The 23,369-nt window shown below is 68.6% G+C and carries 16 protein-coding genes; 8 read left to right on the top strand and 8 right to left on the bottom strand.

The features are described from left to right. Positions 1-26: 26 nt before the first annotated feature. Genes ACFXJL_RS16680 through ACFXJL_RS16670 form a run of 3 tightly spaced genes read right to left on the bottom strand, consistent with a single transcriptional unit; the run spans position 27 to position 6,236 of the window. Complete coding sequence (locus ACFXJL_RS16680) at positions 27-3,536, bottom strand: hypothetical protein (protein ID WP_384692966.1); 3,510 nt, start codon at positions 3,534-3,536, stop codon at positions 27-29. Then, positions 3,529-4,674: a hypothetical protein gene (locus tag ACFXJL_RS16675; RefSeq protein WP_384692963.1), complete on the bottom strand. Its 1,146-nt coding sequence runs from the start codon at positions 4,672-4,674 to the stop codon at positions 3,529-3,531. The genes ACFXJL_RS16680 and ACFXJL_RS16675 overlap by 8 nt, the downstream gene beginning before the upstream one ends. Beyond that, positions 4,671-6,236, bottom strand: a complete 1,566-nt coding sequence (locus ACFXJL_RS16670) for a PD-(D/E)XK nuclease family protein (RefSeq protein ID WP_384692960.1) — start codon at positions 6,234-6,236, stop codon at positions 4,671-4,673. Before ACFXJL_RS16670 ends, ACFXJL_RS16675 begins: the two co-directional genes overlap by 4 nt. Here ACFXJL_RS16670 and ACFXJL_RS16665 point away from each other — a divergent pair. Next, entirely contained in the window at positions 6,224-7,186 is a 963-nt protein-coding gene (locus ACFXJL_RS16665; RefSeq protein WP_384692957.1) for a serine/threonine protein kinase, read from the top strand. The genes ACFXJL_RS16670 and ACFXJL_RS16665 overlap by 13 nt on opposite strands. A 21-nt stretch (positions 7,187-7,207) precedes the next feature. Here ACFXJL_RS16665 and ACFXJL_RS16660 read toward each other — a convergent pair whose 3' ends face one another. Beyond that, complete coding sequence (locus ACFXJL_RS16660) at positions 7,208-9,787, bottom strand: tetratricopeptide repeat protein (RefSeq protein ID WP_384692954.1); 2,580 nt, start codon at positions 9,785-9,787, stop codon at positions 7,208-7,210. Positions 9,788-10,203: 416 nt separating this feature from the next. On the opposite strand from ACFXJL_RS16660, the gene ACFXJL_RS16655 reads away from it, so the two are divergent. The 5 genes from ACFXJL_RS16655 to ACFXJL_RS16635 all read left to right on the top strand — a co-directional run bounded on the left by ACFXJL_RS16655 (position 10,204) and on the right by ACFXJL_RS16635 (position 14,039). After that, the gene (locus ACFXJL_RS16655; protein ID WP_384692951.1) at positions 10,204-10,362 is read left to right on the top strand and encodes a hypothetical protein; all 159 of its coding nucleotides are present in this window, start codon (positions 10,204-10,206) and stop codon (positions 10,360-10,362) included. Between the two features lie 317 nt (positions 10,363-10,679). Beyond that, a complete protein-coding gene (locus ACFXJL_RS16650) occupies positions 10,680-11,411 on the top strand; it encodes a hypothetical protein (protein ID WP_384692948.1) in 732 nt (243 codons plus the stop codon). Beyond that, positions 11,408-11,677: a helix-turn-helix domain-containing protein gene (locus ACFXJL_RS16645; protein ID WP_384692945.1), complete on the top strand. Its 270-nt coding sequence runs from the start codon at positions 11,408-11,410 to the stop codon at positions 11,675-11,677. The genes ACFXJL_RS16650 and ACFXJL_RS16645 overlap by 4 nt, the downstream gene beginning before the upstream one ends. Before the next feature lie 594 nt (positions 11,678-12,271). Continuing rightward, positions 12,272-13,510, top strand: coding sequence for a cytochrome P450 (locus ACFXJL_RS16640; RefSeq protein ID WP_358880349.1), 1,239 nt, complete (start codon positions 12,272-12,274; stop codon positions 13,508-13,510). A 151-nt stretch (positions 13,511-13,661) separates the two neighbouring features. Continuing rightward, positions 13,662-14,039 carry a glycerol-3-phosphate dehydrogenase C-terminal domain-containing protein gene (locus tag ACFXJL_RS16635; RefSeq protein ID WP_384693272.1) on the top strand — a complete coding sequence of 126 codons (378 nt, stop codon included), beginning with the start codon at positions 13,662-13,664 and terminating at the stop codon, positions 14,037-14,039. Positions 14,040-14,369: 330 nt separating this feature from the next. On the opposite strand, the gene ACFXJL_RS16630 is transcribed toward ACFXJL_RS16635, so the two are convergent. Both ACFXJL_RS16630 and ACFXJL_RS16625 read right to left on the bottom strand, forming a co-directional pair. Then, positions 14,370-15,698: a class I SAM-dependent RNA methyltransferase gene (locus ACFXJL_RS16630; protein WP_358880341.1), complete on the bottom strand. Its 1,329-nt coding sequence runs from the start codon at positions 15,696-15,698 to the stop codon at positions 14,370-14,372. 129 nt (positions 15,699-15,827) lie between these two features. Then, complete coding sequence (locus tag ACFXJL_RS16625; protein ID WP_358880340.1) at positions 15,828-17,885, bottom strand: APC family permease; 2,058 nt, start codon at positions 17,883-17,885, stop codon at positions 15,828-15,830. A gap of 214 nt (positions 17,886-18,099) precedes the next feature. Here ACFXJL_RS16625 and ACFXJL_RS16620 point away from each other — a divergent pair, with 214 nt between their 5' ends. Together ACFXJL_RS16620 and ACFXJL_RS16615 are read left to right on the top strand one after the other, a co-directional pair. Then, positions 18,100-18,768: a TrkA family potassium uptake protein gene (locus ACFXJL_RS16620; RefSeq protein WP_329024254.1), complete on the top strand. Its 669-nt coding sequence runs from the start codon at positions 18,100-18,102 to the stop codon at positions 18,766-18,768. Next, positions 18,768-19,436, top strand: a complete 669-nt coding sequence (locus tag ACFXJL_RS16615; protein WP_329024256.1) for a TrkA family potassium uptake protein — start codon at positions 18,768-18,770, stop codon at positions 19,434-19,436. Before ACFXJL_RS16620 ends, ACFXJL_RS16615 begins: the two co-directional genes overlap by 1 nt. 103 nt (positions 19,437-19,539) lie before the next feature. Here the strand turns inward: ACFXJL_RS16615 and ACFXJL_RS16610 are convergent, their stop codons facing one another. Further along, a complete protein-coding gene (locus tag ACFXJL_RS16610; RefSeq protein WP_384692940.1) occupies positions 19,540-20,553 on the bottom strand; it encodes an ABC transporter ATP-binding protein in 1,014 nt (337 codons plus the stop codon). Continuing rightward, a complete protein-coding gene (locus tag ACFXJL_RS16605; RefSeq protein WP_384692937.1) occupies positions 20,550-23,255 on the bottom strand; it encodes an FtsX-like permease family protein in 2,706 nt (901 codons plus the stop codon). Before ACFXJL_RS16605 ends, ACFXJL_RS16610 begins: the two co-directional genes overlap by 4 nt. Between the last annotated feature and the right edge of the window lie 114 nt (positions 23,256-23,369).

Below are 23,369 nucleotides of genomic sequence, written 5' to 3'. Positions count from 1 at the left end.
GCCTCCTGGAAGCTGGAGTTCGGCACTTACGAATGGACCAGGGTGGGAGCAGGCGCGAGTAGCCGGGTGAGCATGCGCCAGAATGGTCCGTACAGGGCGCGGGCGATAAACTGGTCTTCGGCGTCATTCGTGGCGCCTTCGAAGTACGGGTCCAGCACGGCGAGCATGCTGTGTAGAAGGCTGGACTCGGGGGTGTCGGTTCGCGGTGGTACGGCTCCGCGATTCGGGGCGAAGGCGGCGTCGACGAAGACCACCCGGGCCGGTACGCCGCCACGCACCAGCCGCCCGATCACCTGCCACACCAGTACCAGCATGTCCCAGGTGACCTGCGCCCTCGCCTCTTTGTCCAGGCGACTCCACGCCATCGAGCGGTTGAGCACCTTGTACCAGTAGGAACGGGCGAGGCGGCGGAACTCGTCGGCGCAGTCCTCGACCGTCGCCTGTGTCTGCGCCCAAGTGTCGAAGTCACCGCCGGTGACCGCGCGGACGATCCAGTCGTTGACGGCATGGACGGCCAGGGACAGGTCCTCGGGGTGCGGATTGGGCCGTGCCAGGAAGTAGACCGTTCCGATGGCCGCCTCGGCGTCGTCGTTGAGGATGTTGTGGCCCCGTTCCACGGCCAGTAGGGGCGCCACGAGGATGTTCGCGTCAAGGTCCTTCAGGTGTTCGACGTCGCCCCGACGCAGTGAACGGGCGCGGTAGGCGGACGGGGTCTCGTCCTCCGGGGCGATCTCCTCGTCGTCTGAGACCAAGCACAGCACGCTCCCGCGCCAACGGGAGTTGAGGTTGTGCAGAGTGTCGGCCACGATGCGAGCCTCGGCGTAACTGCCGACCAACAGGAGGATCTGGTCGCGTCCCGGAGGCAGGGAGAGCAACTCGCGCTCCAGCGGGCCGCCTTCGAGGGCTTCAAGGTCTGCGGCGCCGAGGTGGGTGGCGATGCGGCGCAGCTTCTCCGGGCGGTCATCCGGGTGGGTTCCCGACAGGCGCAGCTTCTCGTCTCCGTCGTCGATGAACTCGAAGCGCATCAGGCTCTCGTTCGCGATGCGTTCAGTCACTTCAGACGGTGGCTCGATGATCACGCCGACCGGGACACAGACGTGGTAGCGGCTGGACGCGCCCGCCCAACTGCTGCCGGACATGAGCAGCAGATGTGCGCCGGGCCTGCCGTCGACGGAGGCGAGGTGGGGCATCGCCCGCAGCAGCTCGCGTCCAACACCGCTGCAACGGAAGAACGTGAGCTCGCCGCTGCGAACCCCGCCTTCGTCCTTGCCCGGCACCCGGAACTGGAAGCCGAGTACGTTCCCCATCGGGGCTTCGGGAACCATCGGCCCGTAGTCGAGCGGCCGACGGTACATGGTGTTGTAGCCGAGGCTGAGAGCGGCTTCGACGCGGGGCCACATGGCGTTGATCATGGCGAGCCTGGGTTCGAGGGCGCTGAGCAGCAGGGTGAACTCGAAGCGTTCGGCAAGCTTCCGACGCCACTGCTCGGGGCTCTGGGGCGGTGGCTTGGGCTTCCGGAGGTGCCCGCGTCCTTTCTGTCGCTCTGCCTCCTCGCGCTGCCATTCTTCGTACTTCTCCTCGTACTCCTGCTGACGGGTGGCCATGTACTGCTGGTCGATGTGGAAGGTCTCGTCCATGACCTCGATCAGGCGGTGCCGGGTGTTCTCCGGGTTTCCGGTGTGGAGCAGTTCGTTGAGGAGGGCGGTCAGCTGGTTGAAGTCTTCCTCCGTCCTGCGGTGGCGGTCGCCGAAGGGGTTGTCGCGGAAGGCGTCGAGAAGCTTGCCGAGTGCCTCTCTGGGAGCGTGGTTCCGGTGTTCTGGGCCGCTGTCCTCGGGCAGTTCGTAGCGTTCGTCGAGCAGCCCGAGCTGGAGCCTCCAAGCGCTGAAATAGCCGGTTCGCACCCAGTTGCGTAGCTCATACCCGGCGACGAGCATTGCGTACAGTCGGTCGGTGGCCAATCCGGCGGTGCTGAGTGCGGCGGCGAAGGTCTCCACGTCCCGTTCGGAGAGCTGGGTGCGCCCGCTCGCTGCGAGTTCCCTGATCTTGTGCCGGCTCAGCTGGTCGATGAGGCCCTCGTCCTCGTCGCTGGCGAGGACGACCGCGGGGGCGAAGGTGTGGTCGAGCTGCATCTGCACGCGGTCGGCCTCGTCGATGATCACGAGATCGCTGCGGCGGCAGGCCAGTTCGAGGTAGCGGATGCGCTCGCCGTTCTGGGGGCGGGGTGGTGACGCGTCGATCAGTCCGGCCGGGGTGGCCACCCAGATCAGGGCGCCGACCAAGGCCCGGGCTCCGTGGTGCCGGGGGCAGGCGGACCAGTAGGGGCAGCTCGTCGAACTCCTCTGCCATTCGGAAGCATGCCCGCCGCCCTTGGCGCGCCGCGGGCCTGACGGCGGCCGGAGCCTGGAGCAGGGCGCCTCACCGAAGGCAAGCGACTCCGTGGAGGAAGTGGCGCCCTGGCGAATGGCGTTGAGTACGCAGGAGGTCCCGAGGTACGCGAAGGCGGGGTCGTCGTGAGCGAGTAGCCGGTGCTCTCCGCGGCCCGCCAACCGGCGGTGAAGTCGTTGCGCGTGCCGCTCCCGTCCGGAGGAGCCGAGCACCGGTGCGGCGGCGCCGTCGGTGTAGAGACCGTACTGCTGGACGAGCTTCAGCACCTCCGCGACGTCGGTGACCACGATGGTGGTGCGCTTGCCGAGCTTGGCGAGGTGGACGGCGATGATGTCGCGGAGCGTGCTCTTGCCCGCACCGACGATGCCGAGCAGATGCTGGATCCCGTCAACCGTGAACCTGAAGTCCTCGTTCTTGCCGGCCTTGTGGAAGGTGCCGTTCTCCTTGGTGGACAGGTCGAAGGCGCGGAGACGCTCCAGCCATCGCGGCGGCCTCGTGCCGCCGGTGCGTGCGTACGTTGCGTCCATCTCCGCCGCGGTGCGCTCCAAGCTCTTCCTGGTGAAGACCAGAGGGTCTCCGCCCCCGGTGGGTTCTAGGTCCATGTCGTGGGCGACGAGTGGGGTACGAGGGACCGATGGTAGGTCGACGACGGCCATGGTGCGGCTGACGGGGAAGGCGTGCGGGCCCTCGCCCGCGACCGGCATGCGTTTGCCCGCAAGCGGCGGTGCGGCGCGTAGTAGTTGCTCGTAGACGGGGAAGCGGTCGCTGGCGACGGAGAGTTCGCGGCGTGTGGCGGGCGACTCGGTGTCCGGTACGTCGTAGCCGCGTACCGTTGGGTCGAACAGCTGATAGCTCTCCAGCGCGTCTCGCCAGGTACGGCTCCTGCGCAGGGTCCACAGTGAGTACCGGGCGATGCGCAGTGTCTGCGCGGTGTCCGGTGGCAGCGGAGCTCCGTGCGCCTCGGCGAACCCGTAACCGCTGAACAGAACCCAGGCGCTGCCCGCAGGGCTCCCTGGCATTAGTTTCTGCTGGAGGTACAGGCCGAGCTCCACCTGGCAAAGGGTTTCCAGAGCCGATTTGGCGGCGGACGGCCCCAAGTACGCCTGGAGAGAGCGAAGTACGTCGTTCAGGGGAGGGGTGATGCTACGCATCGTCTTTCTCCTTGCTCCGTGTCCGTCCCGAATCGGGCACGAGGTCCACGGGTGTGGTGAGCACCAGTCGGTCCCGCAGCAGCGAGGGAACCGCGTCAGTGAAGGCGTCCCTGTAGCCGTTCCGCGCTGCGAGCGCGCCGGGGACCACAACGAGGGTGCGGTCCGCGAGGGGGGCGGTGTGAGTGAGGTGTGCGGCCAGGAGAGATGGCTGCAGGCGGTCGTACGCCCGGACATCCACGATTTCGGAACTGATGTCCTTCAGCCGGTAGGCGGACAGATGGCCCGGCAGGGCTTCGTAGTCGATCCCGGAGCGATCCAGTGCGTCCAGGGCGGCCTCTTCGGTCCGGTACGGCAGAGCGAGGAACGCCCGCAGTGGACGCCGCAGGATCCACGCCTGACCGGGTTCGCGGATCAGGTGTGGAGGTTCGTCGCGTGGACATTCCTCGCCCTCGCACCAGAGGTCCGTATCGGTGGTTAACTGCCCCGGTAGGGGCACGGCTGGGTCCCGGTGCAGCGCGGGGAGCCGGCACGAGGAGCAGTACAGAAGGACGTCGTCGACGAGCAGGGATTCTGGCAGCGGCCCGTAGAGGTCCTTGACCCGGCTCCAGACAGCCTTGCTCCAGCCGGGCCCGAAGCGGTCCTGCTGGTGGACCACCGGGTGGCGGGCCAGGAACTTCCGGCACTGCCGATAGCGCTCGTCCGTTCCACACCGTGCTTCCAGGTCGCACAGAAGCGCGCGTGCGTGCGCCGCAACGCCTCCGCCGGCCCCGTGCGAGGCGACTTCGAGGCACGACCGGGTCGGCATCCGGCCGACTGGGTGCACCAGCGTCGTGCCCGCAGTGACCAGGGAGGGGGGAACCGCGAAGAGCGGATCGCCTGCCGGCCTGGTCCGGCACCACTCCCATAGCTCCGGAAGGCTCCTCGGCGGCGTCTCCCCGATGTCGAAACAGTGGTTCACCGTGCGGTCCAGCGCACGCTGGGTGAGATCGGGGTAGGGCAGTGTGAACGAGCGGAGTCCCTCGACATCGGCGACGGCCGCCACCATGCGGGCGAGCTCTCGGAAGAGTTCGCTGCCCGCGCCCTCGGGTGCTTCCCAAGCGTCCGGGCTGCCGGCCCGCTGAGTCGCTCCGGCACTCATGCTGCGGCCTTGGTGGCGGACGAGGCCGAGCACCAGCGGGCCACTTCGCACCGTTCGCAGGAGCGTCCGGGAGTTGCCTCGTAGAGGTCGTCCGCGTGCCAGTCGGTCACCATAGCTCGCAGGATCCCCTCCGCGGCAGTCCGGTTGGCCGAGGCGGACGGATCGATGATCTCCAGGTCAGCACCGCCGGGGCGCAGCACCTCCAACTCGACCCGGGCGCGGGCAGGAACGCCGCCCAGGTCACCGCGGGACATGAGCACGACCGCCAAGGCCAATTGGGGGTAGTGCTCCAACAGGGAGCGGTTGGACCGGCGGTCGGTGGCGGAAGTCTTGGTCTCGCGCCACACCCATGAGTCGGCGTCCCGGTAGATGAGGTCGGGTGCGGCGATGACCACAACGTTGGCGGCGGTGTCGTACCGCACCACCCGAGGTTCGGTCCGCACGTCTGTGCCGTTCCCGACGTACCGCAGCGGGCAGACCGCGGCATGACGCCGCAACAGGATCGCGCCGAGAGCGCGTTCGTGGTCGGGCAGGTCGAATCCGTCCGGTACCCACTCTTCGGTGACCTCGACCGTGCACGGTCGAGGCGATCCGTGACCGTGTCGAGCGGCGAGGTAGGAGTGCAGGGCCCGGCCGCGCTCGGAGGTTACCTCGCGCTCGACGGAGTCCGCCGTGGGCAGGTGCAGCCGACGCATGTGGTCGCGGGCTGGGCAGGTCCGGTAGTTGCGTCCGTTGGTCACCGACCAGGTGCGGCGGGGACGGTCCTTCTCCGCGACGCCCAGCAGTCCGGGCGCCGGGCGCAGGGCAGGGCAGACTGACAGGTAGGGACATCCGCCACAAGCAGAGCCGGGGCGGTACTCCCGTCCGTCCAGCACGCCGGCCAGGGCGTCGGGGCCGTGCTTGCGGTACCTGGCGAGAGCCTGCTCCCGGCTGCCGGCGAAAAGCTCCCGCGTGTTGCCGTCGAACAGCGCGAACTCCACGATCCGTACGCTCTTCGGCAGCGGCCCCGGGGTGCCCTCGGCCAACACCAGGGCGACGGCGGCGATGAATCCCTCGGGCGGTAGCTCCCGGTTCAGACGGTGTACGGGTAGGCGGAGTTCACGATGGGCACCGTCGGCGGAGGCCAGGCAGCGGCCCCACACGGTGAAGCGGTACTCCTGGGCGTTCCGTGGGTCGGGGCCGGGCGGTCGATAGCGGTACGTCCACGGCTCGGGGACTTCGTTCAACGGGCGTTCGGGCTCGGTGGGGAACGCCGTTTCGTACCCCTTCACACCGTGGTCTGACCAGGTCTTCAGGCCGTCGTGCAAGGGCGCGCTACGTGTCCGGGGCGGGCCGCCGGCGGGATGGGAGCGTGTGTCGCAGGCGGCCATGAAGGGGCCGAGTGTGCGGTGTTCCAACCGCTCGCGGCGCCTCGGTACGGGGTCGGCGGTGTGATACCCGCGGGTCTTGAGGGCGTCGGCGGCGGGGCACCGGAATTCTCCTCCCTTGAACATCCCGGCCGATACCGTGATGACTTCGGAGGTGCGGGTCACTCCGTCGGGAGGCAGCCATGGCTGTGACATTCCTGTTCCATTTCTGTACGAAGGAAAGAGAGGAAAGAAGAGTGACTATGAAAGAGATCGAAGAGATTGGTGATGTGGAGAAGCGCTACGAAGTGCTGGACATGGTCGGTGATGGCGGTCAGGGCGACCTTTTTCTCGGTCGGGACCTCAGAAGTGGGGAGAGGGTGGCGCTGAAGCTTCAGAAGGCGCGGGACCTCGGCCCAGAGAGTGGCTTCCACAGCGCTGCGAGGCACCTTCTCGAAGAGGGAGCCCGGATGAGCATGTTGACGGGAATTCAGGGGATCCCCGAGATTTTCGCCAAGGGGACATACCGGCGACGTCAATGTCTGGTCATGGAATTCGTTGAGGGGTACCAGCTATATGATGTTCTGTTGGCGAAACGGCCCGTCAGGCACCCTGAGAACATTGCGTCCGTCATTGGCCAGTTGTGTGAAATTCTCCAGGAAGTGCACGACCGTAACTTGGTGCACTGTGATCTCAAGTCCGAGAACGTCATCGTGCAACCAGACGGCCGTCTCCGTCTCATCGACATGGGGTTGGCGATCGCTGAGGGCGCGCGGACCGACTATGAGCGTGGAACACGTGGCTGGGCGTCCCCCGAGCAGTCCGATGCGTGCCCCTCGGGCCTGACACGGCGGGCGGACATCTTCGGGCTCGGCTGCATCCTGCTGGAAATGACCGTCATGCGGTTGCCCTACGGCGGGCTGGACGAGCGGGCGGAACCGGGTGGTCCGGTGCTCCCGGCCGAACGGCTCGCCCTGCTTCCCCCGGAGTTCGCCTCCCTCGCGCTGTGGATGGTGCGATGGGAGGCGGAGGAGCGCCCCGCGGATGTCCGTGAGGTGTTCGATCGGCTCCGTCCGTACCTCCCCCGGCAGGGCTCACGGCGACCATCGAGGCGGCTGCACCCCGATCCGACCGAGTACTACCGCACGCATCCGCCCCGACTCTGACGGTGCCGGCGAACGCCTGGGTCACCTCAATCCTTCCAGCAACTCCCGGACCGCACCTACGCCTGCGCCACCCATCAGCTCCCGCAATACGATGACTCTTTCCAGTTCCCGAACTGCTCCATCGGCCTCGCCGGCGGAGACCAGGACGTCCGCAAAGAGCAGCCGAGTCTTGTCTTCGTTGGGCCAGTCCTCCTGTTCGCGGTAGAGGTCGCAAGCCTGCCGGTACAGGGAGACGGCTTCGTCCCGCTCGGACCGGGCCAGATGCACCTTGGCCAAGGTGAACAGCACGTCGGCCAGGCCGCTGCGCTCTGCCGTGCGTTCCACCACCCTCAGGGCGTCAGCACAACAGCGGATCGCCTGCTCATGATCGCCCCGGTCGTAATGGAGCGCACCGACGGCGGTCAAGACGGCCGCCTCCCCAACCCGATCGGACACCTCCCGGAACAACTCCAGTGCACGGCCCAGCGCTTCCTCTGCCCCCGTCCGGTCGTCCTGCTTGCGCAGGGTGAGCCCGAGCCGGTGCAACGACCGGGCCAGACTCTGTCGGCCCGCGGCGCTGTGGTCCTCCTCGCTGAGCCGGACGGCCCGGCGGAGGTGGCCCACGGCAGAGTCGTACTTGCCGAGACGCCACAATGTCCCCGCCAGCATTCGGTGGACCATGGCGCGATCCGCTGGGGCGGCGGATTCTGCAGCTTCGGCGGCGTACTGGAGGTTTCTCAGCGCGTCGTCGAGGAGGCTACGTTTCCATTGGTAGGTGACCAGGGCCATCGCAAGCAGCCATTTGTACCTGTTGATGTCCTGGTCGATGGCGAGACGGATGCCTCGCTGGACGGCGGGGTACTCCTCGTCCAGGAACGCCATCGCTTGCCTGGGTTCCGCGGGGTCGGTGACCATGACCCCGTTGGGCTCGCCGATGGGCAGGGTGCGCTCGCGGTCGAGTACCCGGTCGCATACACGCACGTTGTGCAGCTGATGTTCCAGCACCTGCCGTACGGTCGCCTCCTCGATGTTCGCCCCCTCCCCGTCCGGCCTTGGCTGCATGTGCTGGCGAGCGAAGGCCCGCACGAGGTCGTGCAGCCCGTAGCGGTCGCCCTGGCGTTCCACCAGGTTCGCCGTCACGAGTTCACCCAGGGCCCGTTCGCTGCGCGCCCCCTCGCCTGCCACCCTCCCGAGATCCATCACCGCTTCCCAGGAGGCACTGGGGCCGGGATGGACGGCGAGCTGCCACAAGAGCAGTTGGGCATCCTCACCGAGCACGCGCACGGAACAGTTCAGCGCGGCACGGACTGACAGTTCGTGCTCCGGCAGATCCAGAGTGTCCAGCCTCGCCCGGTCCCGCTCCTCCTCCATCTCCCGCACCAGGGCGTGGATGGTGCGCAGCGGACGCCCACCGCTTTCCAGGAGTCTGGCCACCACGATGAGGGCCAGGGGCAGCCGGCCACAGAGACGGACCAGATCTCTGAAGGCTTGGTCATAGATCACCCGATCCTTGGCCGACACCTTCTCCTGGAGCACTGCGAGAGCGTCCTTCTCTTGCAGCGGCTCCATTTTGCGGAACAGCACCTTTCTCTCGGACTGAAGCCGCAACAGATCATTGCGGCTGGTGATGATCACGGCGCAGGTGCCGTCTCCGGGAAGCAGCGGCAACACCTGCTGGGCGTTGAGCGCGTCATCGAGGACGATGAGTACCGAGCGGTGAGCCAGTGCCGACCGAAGTGCGTTGCTCTTGCTCTCTGACCCGGTCACCGTGGAGTAGGGCGGCAGCACGGCCAGGAACCCGTTCAGAACCTCATCCGGTTCGGCGGGATGCGCGTCTCCGACCGCGAATCCGTTCAGTTCGGTGTGGAGCACCCCGTCAGGGAAGCGCTCCTGCAGTCGACGGGCGAGGTGGTGGGCCACCGTGGTCTTCCCGACCCCCGCCATGCCGCTGATGAGGACCAGAGCCAGGTTGCCGGCGTCCTGTTCCTCACATATGGCCTCGGCCAGGTCCCGGACCAGTTCGTCCTGCCCGACAGGATGACGTTTGCTGCCGGGCAACTGGTTGGGTACGGGTGGTAGGAGCGTCCCACCCGACCGACGGGCGACGCCCCGGACCAGGTCAATGGCGCTCTGCACGTCGGCGTCCGGATCTCCATGGCGTTGCCTCCATTCCGCGATGAACTGTTCACGTTCGCGCTCCGGCAGGTCATCGTGGGCAAGCAGATAGAACTTGAAGACCTGGGGCAGCTCCGGTGCACGCCTGTACCACTTCTCCGTTTCCTCGCAGAGCCACATCACCTCTCGGGATCTCCAAGCGGCGTCCATGCGGGCGTACACGGCAGCCATCAACTCGGTCCGCAGCGCTTCCCGACGCACTTGGAAGCCGCTCTCAGTCAGCTCGCGCAGCGGTTCGCCCTCGTCCCACTCCTCCAGGGCAGCACTCAGTTGTTTGAACCGCTCCGAGTGGTGCAACCCCGCAGCCCTCGCCACCCGGTCACGGAAGCGGAGCAGGTCGACTTCGTCCTTCGACGGGCGGAGCGTGCAGTAGCCCGACTTGCCGGCATGGGGCACGACCTTCGCGCCCAGTTTTCTCCGCAGGTCGCAGACGGTGCGGTCTACCATGCCGCGGGCATCCTCCTTGCCCTCCCAGAGGACTTCAGCGATCTCCGTCCTGGAACACCGATAGTCCTGTGAGGTCACCAGAAGTGCGAACAGCGCGGCCGCCTTCGAACTTCCTGAGACTTTTCCGCCGTCGTCTCCTTTGGCTTTGACCGGGCCCAGTACCTGCCCCTGCATCGCCCTTCCCTTCTCCGCACCGGAAGTAGTGGTCCGGCTCCTCGATCACCCCTCTCATCTGTGCGCTGCAGTGAGTGGCTTCACACGCGCATGCTCCTTCACGCCCCCAAGCCTCAGTTATCCCTCAGTTCTCGCTCTGCGGGCGCCTCCCGCCCCCGGGCACGATGGCATCAGCCGCTCGCGGAAGAGCGAGATGGCTCCGTAGTCACCCATCGACCCATCAGAAAGGCGCCGCCAACCTCATGAACAACCGCCAGCGAAGCCGTCGCGCGAGCCGACTGCGTCAGTCGCCCGGCTGGCCGCCGAGCCGCCGTCGTCGCGCGGCCGACCAGACCGAGGACACCACCCCGGCGACCCCGCGCGCCGAGGTGCCGGACACCTCGCCTTCCGAAACCGTCTGAGCTCCACAACTTGTGGGTGCCCGCTTCGGGCGGGCGCCCACCTACCAAGGCCCCCACACCCTTCGAACTCATCCACCTGCCGTCCGTGACCCTTCCGAGTCTGTAGCCGCTCGTGGTCAAAGGTGGCGATTCCCGGTCGACAAGACCAACGCCGCATACGTACGCATCAAAGTGGGGCGCCTGGGGCTTCTTCCCGTTCCATCCGCATGTGGGGTGATGTGGCTACCCCGTAGCGCCTCAGCCCGTCAAGCACCTCAACACCCTCAGAAGAAGGATTTTTCCCTATGTACCCATCGCCCAAAGGTATGTTCGCCTCGGTGAGGCGGCACTTCGACGAACCTCGGGTCAGCGATGCGGTCCTCGTGACCGTTAGTACGGACACCGAGGGGGCGGAGCCGGTTCGGCTGACTGCCGCCGAGACACACGAGGCCCTCTACGGGCCGGACTCCGACCCGCAGTTTGCCGCCGCTGTATGGAAGGGGGTACTTCACACCGCGTTGAGTGACTGCGATCCCCGTGCCACTGGGAAGCTCTTGGTGATCTGGCTGGCCATGCCCCGGTTGACGGGGACGGTCCACCGCATCTGTACGCGTCTACGTGCCGATCGGCTGGATGTGGAGGCTGAGATGGTCCTGGCCCTTCTGGAGGAGTTGGCGGCCCCGGACGTCGCGAGCGGTCTCTCCGACTCCTCCCTGATCCACGCGGCGCGCACCAGGGCATGGCGCTTCGCTCGCGGTGGCCTGCGGGAGCTCCCTTCAACCCAGGTCGAGGGAATCGTCCAGGACCGCGCGGTCGCCACGTTCGACAGGGACGCGGACGCTCCGGCCGAGGAGGGACTGGAAGTGCAGGTCGACCGTCCGGACAGCCCGGACGGGCTGCGTGCCCCGCTGCGGTTCCGGGTGCGTCCGGAGCATCTGCGCAAGAGTGCTCTCGCCGACACCGACGGCCGGACGCGGGGGCGTTCGACACATCCCGGTCCCCGGAACCAGCAACGGTCCAAGCCCCGCAAGGGCGCCCGGCCGGTTCGCCCTGCGGGGAGGCGAGGATGAAGGACCCAGCGCAGGGCCGACTCAGTTTCACCGAGATGTTCGCCCTGCCCGTCGCAGTGGACTTGAGGACGGCCGCCCGAGCCCTTGGGATCTGCTCGACGACCGCATATCGATTGATCCGCAAGGGTGAGTTTCCCTGCTCCGTCCTCCGTGTCGGACGCGGGTACAGGATTCCGACTAGCGAGCTGCTGCGTGCCCTGGGGATCGAGGACCGTCCGCTGTACAGCGTGGACCTGGATGCGGACCATCCGGGGGCCGGCTTCTGAGCAGCAAGAAGAAGAGAGGGGTACCTCGTGTCCCTCGCGACCGTGGGGTCCGTGGCTTCAGCTGCGGGCCCCACGGCCCGTGCGGTGAGTTCTGAGACTTGGGTGCCATGTGAGCGTCAGGCGAAAGAAGCCTCTGGCGAGTGCCTAGGCGTGGTGTCGGTCGCCGGCCAGGCTGGCGAGTTCTCGCGCTTGAGATCCCAGGCGGGTGACGCCCGCAAGGTGCCCCAACCCCATATCTGATGCATAGGGCCCGAGAGGGGCGTACACGGTCAATCCAGACCAGGGGCATGATGTCGAACACTGTGCGGGCACTGCGTTCCCCGAAGGTGGCTCTCCCCACACCGTCTCCGCGAACCGCGCCCATCGGTGGGCGTGCACATGTTCGAGCAATCCTGAAATCGGCCCAGAAACCAGACAAGGGGCTGATTTCCATCTTTGCGATCCTGCGCTGGCGCAGCACAATCCCGATACCGATTCCCCGTCGGTGCCGCGAAGTTCATCCATCCACGCACCGGCGCGACCCGCCGCCCGGGAGACCGCACCGTCGTGGCCGCTCCCGCCGAAGGGCCGCCCCCGCGTGACCGGAGGTGTTCCATGACCACCAACCACGAGGTTGCCATCCCGGTCCTCGACAGCGACGGAGGTGACCGGCTGTACGAGCAGATCGAGGAACTCCGCGCCACCGGGCCCGCCGTGCGGGTCCGGCTGCCCCAGAACGTCATCGCCTGGTCCGTCACGCGCGGCGATGTCATCAGGCGGCTGGTCACCCATCCCGATGTCACCAGGGACGCCCGTGACACCTGGACCGGCTACCAGCCGGGCGCCGTCCCCTGGCTCTCCCCCTGGGTCGACGTCCGCTCCATGGCCACCTCCGAGGGGGCCGAGCACACCCGGTTACGGAGGCTGATCGGCCCCGCTTTCACACCGCGGCGCATGGAGTCCCTGCGGCCCTCGATCGAGTCCACCGTCACCGACCTCCTGGACGGTCTGGAGGCTCTGGAGGACGGCGCGCCAGTGGATCTGCGGGCGCACTTTGCGCACGGGGTGCCGACCCGTGTGATCTGCGATCTCTTCGGAGTCCCCGAGGACCAGCGCCCCGCCATGCTCGCCGCCGTCGACGCGATCCTGGCCACCGATGTCCCCCAGGAGGAGTCGGCACGGATCACGGGCGAGCTGATCACCGTCATGAACCGTCTCGTGGAGGCGAAGCGGCGGGAGCCCGGCGATGACATGACCAGTCTGCTGCTCACCGCCCATGAGGGGGACCGGCTCACCGAGACGGAGCTGATCTCCACCCTGGTCCTGATGATCGGCGCCGGAAGCCAGACCACGATCGCGCTGATCGGGAACGCCGTCCGGGCGCTTCTCACCCACCGTCAGCAGCTGAGCGCGACCCTGGCCGAGCCCGCCCGCTGGGCCGAAGTCGTCGAGGAGACCCTGCGGCTCCATCCGCCGGTCGTCCATCTTCCGCTGCGGTTCGCGATCCGTGACATCGATCTCGGCGAGGGCGTCACCATAACGGCCGGGGAGGCCATTCTCATCGGGTTCGGGGCGCACGGTCGGGACCCGGCGTTCCATGACGCCGCGCACGGCTTCGAGATCGACCGAGTGGACAGGGACCATATGGCCTTCGGGCACGGCATCCACTACTGTCTCGGCGCCCCGCTCGCCCGGCTTGAAGCCGCCATAGCGCTGCCCGCCCTCTTCGACCGATTCCCGGACATCGCGCTCGCGGACGAGGGGAACGCTCCGGACCCCCAGCCGTCGTTCATCGGCAATGATGTCCTCGCCCTGCCCGTTCTACTGCGCCCGCCGGGCCGCGCGGCACGGTGAGCCGACCGTTCCAGTGAACGCGGACCGCCCATCCGTGCGGGCGGTTCGCCGGGTCATGTGTGCGGCCGTCGACGACGCGGCCCCGCTGCTTCGACAGCGACGGTGACGAGCAACGCGTACCCCACTATCCGCCCCACTCCATGCGTCACAGCTGCGCCGGCAGCTTGCCTCGACCTCCGTCGCACCACGGACCGGAGAACGGTGGTTGCGCCGCTACGGCGGCAACGCCACCGCGCTCTGCGATGCCGTGGCCCGGGACCACGAGGACGGGATCACCATCGGCGACTCCGTCCTCACACGGGCGGAGATCGAGCACTCCGTGCACCGCGAGATGGCCATGACCGTCGCGGACGTCCTGGTGCGCCGCACCGGCTCCTTCTTCTGGTCCGCCGACGGTGACACCTCCGTGATCGACCAGGTGTCGGACGCACTCGATGCCGCTCACGGCTACACACCACAACAACGGGCAGCGCAGCAAGCCGACTACACACGCTGGGTCGAACGAAACCGGGGAACGCGAGCCCCCTGATGGCCCGGACGCCGAGCCAGGACCTGTAGCCGCCGCGGCGGGTGCGGGGATGACGCCGCCCCAGGGCCATTGCGGGCGGCCCTTTCGCGGCGCGACGCGTAGGAGGTCCCACGAAGGCGAACCGGAAGGTGGTTGCCGGCCGTGAAAGACCGCCCGGCGAAGCTGTTTCACCAAGGTCGCACTCACCCTTGGTGGCGGAAACCCGCAGCTCGAAGCCGTGCCAGACCATGATCAATGAGCGTCAAATGAGCGTCACGATCGCTAAATCAGCGTCACGATATCGCCCGTATCGCCCACACCGCACATTATGCGCACCCGTAAAACCCCAGCTCAGGCGTCCTTCTTCACCGGCTCCAGAATCGCCACGCACTCCACGTGGTGCGTCATCGGAAAGAGATCGAACGCCCGCAGCGTCCGCGGCTTGTATCCCGCCTCGCTGAAGTACTTCAGGTCCCGGGCCAGGGCTGCCGGGTCGCAGGCCACATAGGCGATGCGGCGGGCGCCCAGGGCGGCCAGGCGGCGGACCGTCTGCTTGCCGGCGCCCGCGCGGGGCGGGTCCAGGACGATCAGGTCGGCTTCGGTGATGCCGGTGCGGGGGAGCACCTGGTCGACCTTGCCCTGTTCGATGCGGACGCGTTCCAGGTCGCGGAGGTTGTGTCGGGCGTCCTCGACCGCGCGCTTGGAGGACTCGATGCCCAGCACCGCGCCGCGTTCGCCGAGGCGCTCCGCGATCGCGCCGGCGAACAGGCCGACCCCGCAGTACAGGTCCAGTGCCGTTTCGCCCTTGCGGGGCATCAGGCCCTGCATTACGGCCTTCACCAGGACGTCGGCCGCCTGCGGGTGGACCTGCCAGAAGCCGCCCGCGCCGACGCGGTAGGTGCGGCCGTCCGCGCGTTCGCGGACGAAGGCGCGGCCGTGGACCCGGTGCACCCCGCCGTCGCGTTCGTCGACCCGCATCACCGATACGGGCTTGTCCAGCTCGACCAGGGGAAGACGGCCGCCGGGTGCCGGGGTGAGGATGACCTGGCGGTCGTGGGAACCCGTCGCGGCGATCGCCTCGACCGACTCCATCTGCGGCCAGCTGCGCTTCTCGATGCCCAGTTCCGTGACCCCGGGGGCTGCAATCGCGCAGTGGTCGATCGGCTCCACGTCATGGGAGCGGTGGCGACGCAGGCCGGCGCGACCGTCCGCGTCCACGGCGTACTGCACTCGGGTGCGCCAGGCGGGGACCTCGCCCGGGGGGAGCTTGTCGCCCGGGGCGGGGGCCACGGTGCCGTCCCAGCCGGCTTCCTCGGGGGTCAGGCCCGCGAGCCTCAGCAGCTGCTCCGCGATCACCTCGCCCTTGAACCGTCGCTGGGCGCCCGGCTTCGCGTGCTGCCAGTCGCAGCCGCCGCACTTGCCGGGCCCCGAGAACGGGCAGGGCGCCTCCACCCGGTCCTTGGCGGCCTCGATGATCCGGACCGCGTCGGCCCGCAGGAAACGCGAGTCCTCCTCGCCCTCGGTGACCTTGGCGATCACCCGTTCGCCCGGCAGCGTGTGCCGGACGAACAACACCCGGCCGTCCTCGGTGCGGGCGATGCAGTGGCCGCCGTGGGCCACGGGACCGATCTCGACCTCGTACTCGTCCCCGACCAGCGAAGAATCGGATGCGTTCTGCATGGTGGGGTGACTCCAGAGTTCGATGTGGTGCGAGGTGCGGACCGGCGCGGCCGGTGCGCGCGGGGGCGGATGGCCCTGCGAAGGGCGGGGCAGCCCACCAGTCTACGCCGGTGAGCCGGGCCTTCTGCCTCACTCGTCTCCGTGGTGGGGGGCGGGTGCCTTCGGGCGGTCGTCCACGATGCCCCGGCGTACGGCGCCCGGCGCGCTCCACTCCTGCCGCTTGCGCGCCCGCTTGCGGGCCGCCTCCGACGACACCAGCTGGAACGGCACCGACGTCACCATGACCCCGGGGGTGAAGAGCAGCCGCCCCTTGAGCCGCAGGGCGCTCTGGTTGTGCAGGAGGTGTTCGTACCAGTGGCCCACCACGTACTCCGGGATGACCACGCTGACCACGTCCCGCGGGCTCTCCTTCCGCAGCCCCTTGACGTATTCGATCACCGGGCGGGTGATCTCCCGGTAGGGGGAGTCGAGGATCTTCAGCGGCACATTGATGTTGCGGCGCTCCCACTCCGCCAGGAGGGCCCGGGTCTCGGTCGTGTCCACGTTGATGCTGACGGCCTCCAGCTTGTCCACGCGCATCAGCTTGGCGTAGGCGAGGGCTCGCAGGGTGGGCTTGTGGACCTTCGAGACGAGCACGATGGCGTGCACCCGCGACGGCCGCACGCTGTCGTCGCTCGGCTCGTCGGATGCCGCGAGCTCGGCCGAAACGCGGTCGTAGTGCCGTCGGACCGCGCTCATCACCGCGTAGAAGATCACCATGCCGAGGAGCGCCACCCAGGCGCCGTGGGTGAACTTGGTCGCGAGCACCACGACGAGGACCAGACCGGTGAAGAAGGCGCCGAAGCCGTTGATGGCCCGGGAGCGGACCATATGGCGGCGCTTGGCCGGATTGCGTTCGGTGCGCAGATGGCGGTTCCAGTGTCGGACCATGCCGATCTGGCTGAGCGTGAAGGAGACGAAGACACCGACGATGTACAGCTGGATCAGCCGGGTCGAGTCGGCGCCGTAGATGACGACGAGCATGGCCGCGGCGCCTGCGAGCATCACGATGCCGTTGGAGAACGCGAGCCGGTCGCCGCGGGTGTGTAGTTGGCGGGGGAGATAGCGGTCCTGCGCCAGTATCGAGCCGAGCAGCGGGAAACCGTTGTACGCGGTGTTCGCGGCCAGGAACAGGACGAGCGCGGTCGCCGCGGCCAGCAGGACGAAGAGGAAGGTCCCGTCACCGAACACCGCCGCCGCGACCTGGGAGATCACCGGATCCTGCACGAAGCCGTCCCCGACCGCCACGCCGTTGCGCAGCAGATCCACGGCCGGGTTCTCGGCCATCTTGACGTCCGTGGCCATCGCCAGCCCGATGATCCCGCAGAACATGGTGACCGCCAGGGCGCCCATCAGGGCGAGGGTGCTGGCTGCGTTGCGTGACTTCGGCTTTCGGAAGGCCGGTACGCCATTGCTGATGGCCTCGACACCGGTGAGCGCCGCACAGCCGGAGGAGAAGGCCCTCAGCAGCAGGAAGACCAGGGCGAATCCGGCCAACCCCTCGTCCTCGGCCTTGATCTCCAGTCCCGCGGTCGGCGCACGCATGGTGTCGTCGAGGACCAGCCCCTTGTACGCCCCCCACGCGATCATGATGAAGACGCCGGTGACGAAGACGTACGTCGGAATCGCGAAGAGCTTTCCGGACTCCCGCACGCCGCGCAGGTTCATGACCGTCAGCAGCCCGATGACGATCACGGCGCACAGGACCTTGTTCTCCACCACGAACGGGATCGCGGAGCCCAGGTTCTCCACACCCGACGAGATGGAGACCGCCACGGTGAGGACGTAGTCGACGAGCAGCGCACTCGCCACCGTCAGTCCGGCCCTGCGCCCGAGGTTCGTGGTGGCCACCTCGTAGTCGCCGCCGCCGCTGGGGTAGGCGTGCACGTTCTGTCGGTAGGACGCGACCACCGTGAACATCAGCACCACGACCGCGAGGGCGATCCAGGGGCTGAAGTGGTAGGCGGAGAAACCTGCGACCGAGAGCACCAGGAGCACCTCACCAGGTGCATAGGCCACTGATGACAGCGGGTCGGAGGCGAAGACCGGGAGCGCGATGCGCTTGGGAAGGAGCGTTTCCCCGAGGCGGTCGCTCCGCAGCGCCCTGCCAATCAGAATCCGCTTGGGCAGGTCGGTCAGTTTGGACACGGAGAGGATCGTAAGCGTTCGATATGGGCCAGGCCCACCCACCACCCCAGTCCCCCCATGGAATGCATCCTTCCCCCCGGATACCTGGTGCCCCAGGGCTTACGGTGCGTGTGTAGCTTGAGCCAAGGTCTGAGACCCTTTAAGCCACAGCACTGCTTCAACCGTTAAATACTGAGCAAAGAACGCCACTGAGGTGGCAGCCGGAAGGACGGTCGTGCACATCGTCATCATGGGGTGCGGGCGAGTGGGAGCCGCTCTTGCCCAAACCCTGGAGAAGCAGGGGCACACGGTCGCCGTCATCGACCGGGACCCCACGGCCTTCCGCCGTCTCGGCTCCGGATTCGGCGGCCGGCGCGTCACCGGAGTCGGGTTCGACCAGGACACCCTGCGTGAGGCGGGCATCGAGGACGCGGGAGCCTTCGCCGCCGTCAGCAGTGGCGACAACTCCAACATCATCGCCGCCCGGGTGGCGCGCGAGATGTTCGGCATCGACCATGTCGCCGCCCGTATCTACGACCCGCGCCGGGCCGAGGTGTACCAGCGCCTCGGCATTCCCACCGTCGCCACGGTCCGTTGGACCGCCGACCAGATGCTGCGCCGACTCCTGCCGTCCGGCGCCGAGCCCCTGTGGCGTGACCCCAGCGGCGGGGTGCAACTCGCCGAGGTCCACACCGCACCCTCCTGGATCGGACAGAAGGTCAGCCGGCTCCAGGACGAGACGGGTGTGCGGGTGGCCTTTCTCACCCGGCTGGGGGAGGCGGTCCTGCCGACCTCGCAGACGGTGATCCAGGAAGGCGACCTCGTCCACGTCATGATGCGCACGGACGAGATCGAGAAGGTCGAGGCGGCCTTCGCCGAAGGCCCCGAGGAGGGCGAACACTGATGCGGGTCGCTATCGCGGGCGCAGGTGCGGTGGGGCGTTCCATCGCCGGGGAGTTGCTGGAGAACGGCCACGAGGTGCTGCTCGTCGACAAGGCACCCACGGCGATCTCCGTGGAGCGGGTGCCGCAGGCCGAATGGCTGCTGGCCGACGCGTGCGAGATCACCTCACTCGATGAGGCCGCGCTCCAGCGGTGCAACGTCGTGATCGCGGCCACCGGCGACGACAAGGTCAATCTGGTCGTGTCGCTGTTGGCGAAGACCGAGTACGCAGTCCCGCGGGTGGTCGCCCGGGTCAACAACCCCAAGAACGAGTGGCTGTTCAACGAGTCCTGGGGCGTGGACGTGGCCGTTTCGACGCCACGGTTGATGTCGGCACTGGTGGAGGAGGCGGTGAGCGTCGGCGATCTGGTCCGGCTGCTGCGCTTCAGCCACGGTGACGCCAACCTGGTGGAGTTGACCCTGCCGCCCGAGTCGGCCGTGGCGGGAACCCAGGTCGGCGATGTGGACTGGCCAGAGGACACCTCGCTGGTGACGATCATCCGTGGCTCACGGGTGCTCACCCCCAGCCCGGAAGAGACCCTCGAAGCCGGTGACGAACTGTTGTTCGTGGCCGCGCAGGCGCGCGAGGAGCAGTTGGAGGACCTGCTCCAGGTCCGCCGCGAGATGTAGTCGCTGAATCGGTGATGGTTTGCCTTTCTTACGGAAGGCGAACCATCACCGTCTACGCGGGGTAGCCGATCGAGCCCCCTGGCACTTCGATCCCCCGCGTACGTCACTCCTCCCGAGGACCGTCCGGCCAGATCTGGATGTGGTCCGGCTCCAGCTCCAGCAGCACCCGGTCCCGCATGCCCAATGCCTGTGTGTACTCCGCGGGGAGCTGGAGCCGGCCGGCCCGGTCCAACATGGCGTACTCCCTGGCCACCACCGACTCCTCGCCGGTCGCCCCGTCCACCTCGGTGTGCCGCAGGATCTCGGTGGAGGTCCGCCCGTCGCGGATGGCCACCGTCCGCTTGACCTCGCTGGCGACGGCCTGGTCATGGGTGACGATCACGATCGTCGTCCCCAGCTCCTCGTTGGCCGTGCGGAACGCGGCGAAGATCTGCTCCGCGGTCTGGGAGTCCAGCTCGCCCGTGGGCTCGTCCGCCAGCAGCACGGACGGCTCGTTCGCCAGGGCCACCGCGATCGCCACCCGTTGTTGTTGACCACCCGACATCTGCTGGGGGCGCCGATCGCGACAGTCGGCGACGTCGAGCAGTGCGAGCAGCGCCTCGGCCCGCTCGGCCTTCTTCTTCGTACGACCCCGCAGCTGCATCGGCAGGACCACGTTCTGCGCCGCCGTGAGATACGGGAGCAGATTGCGGGCCGTCTGCTGCCAGACGAAGCCCACCACCTCGCGCCGGTAGCGCAGCCGCTCCTTGGCGCTCATCCCGAGCAGATCGCTGCCGGCGACCTTCGCCGCCCCCGCGGTCGGCTCGTCGAGCCCCGCGAGGATGTTCATCAAGGTCGACTTGCCGCTTCCCGACGCACCGACCAGGGCCATCAGTTCGCCCTCGCGCACCAGCAGGTCAAGGCCCTGGAGGGCCTGCACCTCGACCCCGTCGGTGGCGAAGACCCGTACCAGGCGGTCGCAGGCGATCAGCGCGTCATGGCCGAACCCGGGGCTCTCGCGACGGGCCGCCGCTCGACGCTCCAGCTCCTGTAGCGCGGAAGCAGCAGAAGCACCGGAAGCAGCAGAAGGAGCAGAAGCACCGGAAGCAGTGCATGTAGGGGAAGCAGCTTCGGTCATCGTGTGTCTCCCACCCTGAGTTCGGTCGTCGTCGTACGCCGCGTCGCCACCCATGCCTGCACCGCGCAGACGCCGACCGCGATCACCACCACGGCGAACGCGGGCAGCAGCAGACTCGCCGGGTCGGGGGCCAGCCGCACCGCCCCCAAGGTGGCGAACCCGCTCTGCGACCCCAGTGAGAGGCGCCCGAGGTCGATCCCGGGGGCCAGTAGCTGGATCGCACCCCAGCCCACCAGAGCGCCACCGGACGCGGCCAGGAGGGTCTGCGGCAGGCTCTCCAGCACCAACAGTCGTCTGCTCTGCCCACGGGTCAGCCCCATGGTGCGCAACCGGGCGAGCAGGGCGGTGCGTTCGGGCGCCGCCTGGAGCAGCGACAGCAGCAGGGCAAGCACGGCGTACCCCGCTCCGGTCGCGGCAGCCACCACATAGATCCGTTCGGCCCCACTCTGGACGGGCGACTCGGTCAGGCCCGCCCGCACTTCGGAACGCAGCGCGACGACCGGATCGCCGCCGGCTGCCCGCACGGCGGACCTCAGCCCGGCCGGCGAGATGTCCTGGCCCGTCAGCAGCAGCGCCGTCGTGGCCCGGTTCGGCACCCGTGAGGCGTCGACGAGGACGAAGTCGCCCACGGGCACGGCCGGTGTCGTCTCCAGCACTCCGACGGTACGGACCGTGAACATCGCCCCGGCCGGTCCGATCAGGGCCTCGGTGTCCCCGAGCCGCTCGGCGACCGCGGGTGTCACCAGGGCCGGCACCGCATCCGATCCGCCGCGCAGCCGGCCCGCGCCGAACTCACCCAACTGCGTGGCCCGGGCCAGTCGGGCATAGGCGTCCGGCTCGACGGCCACCAGCGTCACATTGCGCGTCCCGGTGTCCCGGAGGTCCAACTCGGTCTCCAGGAAGATCGGCACGACCTCCTGGACGCCCGGGACCTTCCGCACCTGCTGGGCCAGCGAGTCCGGCAGGCCGTCCAGCGCGGCGATCCGGGCGTCGGCCCCGACCGTGACCAGGGCGGCCCGATCGCGCGCCCCGTCCACACCGGAGAGCACCGAGCCCCCGAAGGCGGCCGTCGTGAGTGCCACCAGCAGTGCCAGCAGCGGTAGGACCGTGGTCGCCGGGGACCGGCCGGCGCGGGCCAGCGAGAGGAATCCGACCACTCCTCGCCGACGGGCCATCGGCAGCGTCAGCAGCCGCAGGGGAAGCGGATAGAGCCGGACGAGGAGGAGTGCCGCCACCACGGCCACCAGCACCGGTGCGGCGCTGACCAGTTCGTCCGCCGCGCCCGGCGCGGTGCCCCGGCGGCGCAGCGCGACCACCGCGCCCACCGCCAACGTCAGCAGGGTCACCTCGGCCACCACCCGGCGGCGTGATGGCCTGTGGTGGGTCACGTCGTCCCGTCCGCCGTCGAGCCGCGCCCTACGGTGCGCGAAGGCGGCCCGTGCGGGCAGCGCGGTGCAGGCGACGAGGGCGACGACGCCCGAAGCCAGCAGAGAGGGCAGCAACGCTCCGTGCGGTACGGCGACCAGCGCCAGGGCACATCCGCCCGCGGCTGCGGGCAGCGCCACCACCGCGGTCTCCCGCAGCAGCCTTGAGAAGAGACCGGGCAGCGAGCCACCACGAGCCCGTACGAGGGCGAGTTCCCGGTTCCGTCGGGCGACGGCCAGCCCTCCGGCCATCAGGAGGACGACGAAGGCGACGCTGCCGGCACCGAACGCCGCGACCGCGACCACCGGCCCGATGGCGGCCCGGATGTCGTCGAATCCCAGCAGGAGTTCGTCCAGGGTCGTTCCGGCGTCCAACTCGGGCGAGACGGAATCACGCAGTTCGGTACGGAGGGGGCCGCCCTCGGCGCTGGCGACGGAATCCCTCAGCTCCGACAGGTCGGCGATGTCAAGGCCCGAGGGGTCCGGGGCGATCCGCCAGTAGGGCTCGGGCGCGTTCGGCAGGGCCAACAACGCTTCGGCCGAACCGGGGTCGAGCAGGAGCGCACCGTGCCAGTAGGGCATGGGCACCGGCTGTCCGACGTAGAGGAGGGTCGGGGTGCGCAGCACCGGCTCGGTGGACCAGTAGCCCAGTTGGGGGTTGCGTGGCGTGACGATTCCGGTCACCCGGACCGTTATGGGACCGGCGTGCACGGTCGCCCCCACCGTGATCCGCAGGGCCGCCGCGGTGGCCGCGGTGACCGCGCCCTCCACCGTGCCCGAGCCCTTCCCCGCCCTCGGGAGCCGCCCCTTCAGCAGTGTTGAGTGATCGCCGAGCCCGGCCTGCGTACTGAAGGTGAAGGCGGGACGGCCGCCGTCGAGTTCCGGCAGCCAGGCATCGCCGGCCCGCTCCGGCTCCACGCTCCGCACTCCGTACGCCGACTGGTCGACATTGGCGCGCAGTGGTCCGGGGAGGGCGGACAGGATCGCCCGGTACGCCTTCGTCAGCCGTTCCGGCCGCAGCCGGTAGGCCGCATCGGCCTCCGGATCGTCGGAGGTGTCGGTGAACTCCTCGGCCGGGCCCTCGGTGAACTGGATGACGCTGCGGTCCGGTGATGCCGCGCTGATCTCCTGGCGCAGCCCGTCGCTCTCGTACCCGTCCACCGCACGGGGAAAGGCCGCGGCGAGGAACGAGGTGACGAGGACGAGCACCAACAGCGCGACGGCCGCACCGGGCGAGGTGCGCAACCGGGTACGGACCCACGGGGCGACGGCCCTCACTCCATGCCTCCTCGGGCGGATGAACCGATGAACGCCACGAGCGGGCGGTGCGACGGGGGAGGGGCGCAGTTCGCCGCCCCCGACCCGAGTCGGCTCCATGACTCCCCAGCGGGG

Source organism: Streptomyces sp. NPDC059256 (assembly GCF_042753785.1).
GTDB lineage: Bacteria > Actinomycetota > Actinomycetes > Streptomycetales > Streptomycetaceae > Streptomyces.
The sequence above is the reverse complement of the archived record's forward strand: the minus strand, read 5'-3'. Positions and strand labels throughout refer to the sequence as shown.

What these genes read in the sequence shown, in the direction of transcription:
- ACFXJL_RS16680 (WP_384692966.1), bottom strand. Translation starts at nt 3,536, where the DNA reads ATGCGTAGCATCACCCCTCCCCTGAACGACGTACTTCGCTCTCTCCAG.
- ACFXJL_RS16675 (WP_384692963.1), bottom strand. Translation starts at nt 4,674, where the DNA reads ATGAGTGCCGGAGCGACTCAGCGGGCCGGCAGCCCGGACGCTTGGGAA.
- ACFXJL_RS16665 (WP_384692957.1), top strand. Translation starts at nt 6,224, where the DNA reads ATGGCTGTGACATTCCTGTTCCATTTCTGTACGAAGGAAAGAGAGGAA.
- ACFXJL_RS16670 (WP_384692960.1), bottom strand. Translation starts at nt 6,236, where the DNA reads ATGTCACAGCCATGGCTGCCTCCCGACGGAGTGACCCGCACCTCCGAA.
- ACFXJL_RS16660 (WP_384692954.1), bottom strand. Translation starts at nt 9,787, where the DNA reads ATGGTAGACCGCACCGTCTGCGACCTGCGGAGAAAACTGGGCGCGAAG.
- ACFXJL_RS16655 (WP_384692951.1), top strand. Translation starts at nt 10,204, where the DNA reads ATGAACAACCGCCAGCGAAGCCGTCGCGCGAGCCGACTGCGTCAGTCG.
- ACFXJL_RS16645 (WP_384692945.1), top strand. Translation starts at nt 11,408, where the DNA reads ATGAAGGACCCAGCGCAGGGCCGACTCAGTTTCACCGAGATGTTCGCC.
- ACFXJL_RS16640 (WP_358880349.1), top strand. Translation starts at nt 12,272, where the DNA reads ATGACCACCAACCACGAGGTTGCCATCCCGGTCCTCGACAGCGACGGA.
- ACFXJL_RS16630 (WP_358880341.1), bottom strand. Translation starts at nt 15,698, where the DNA reads ATGCAGAACGCATCCGATTCTTCGCTGGTCGGGGACGAGTACGAGGTC.
- ACFXJL_RS16615 (WP_329024256.1), top strand. Translation starts at nt 18,768, where the DNA reads ATGCGGGTCGCTATCGCGGGCGCAGGTGCGGTGGGGCGTTCCATCGCC.
- ACFXJL_RS16610 (WP_384692940.1), bottom strand. Translation starts at nt 20,553, where the DNA reads ATGACCGAAGCTGCTTCCCCTACATGCACTGCTTCCGGTGCTTCTGCT.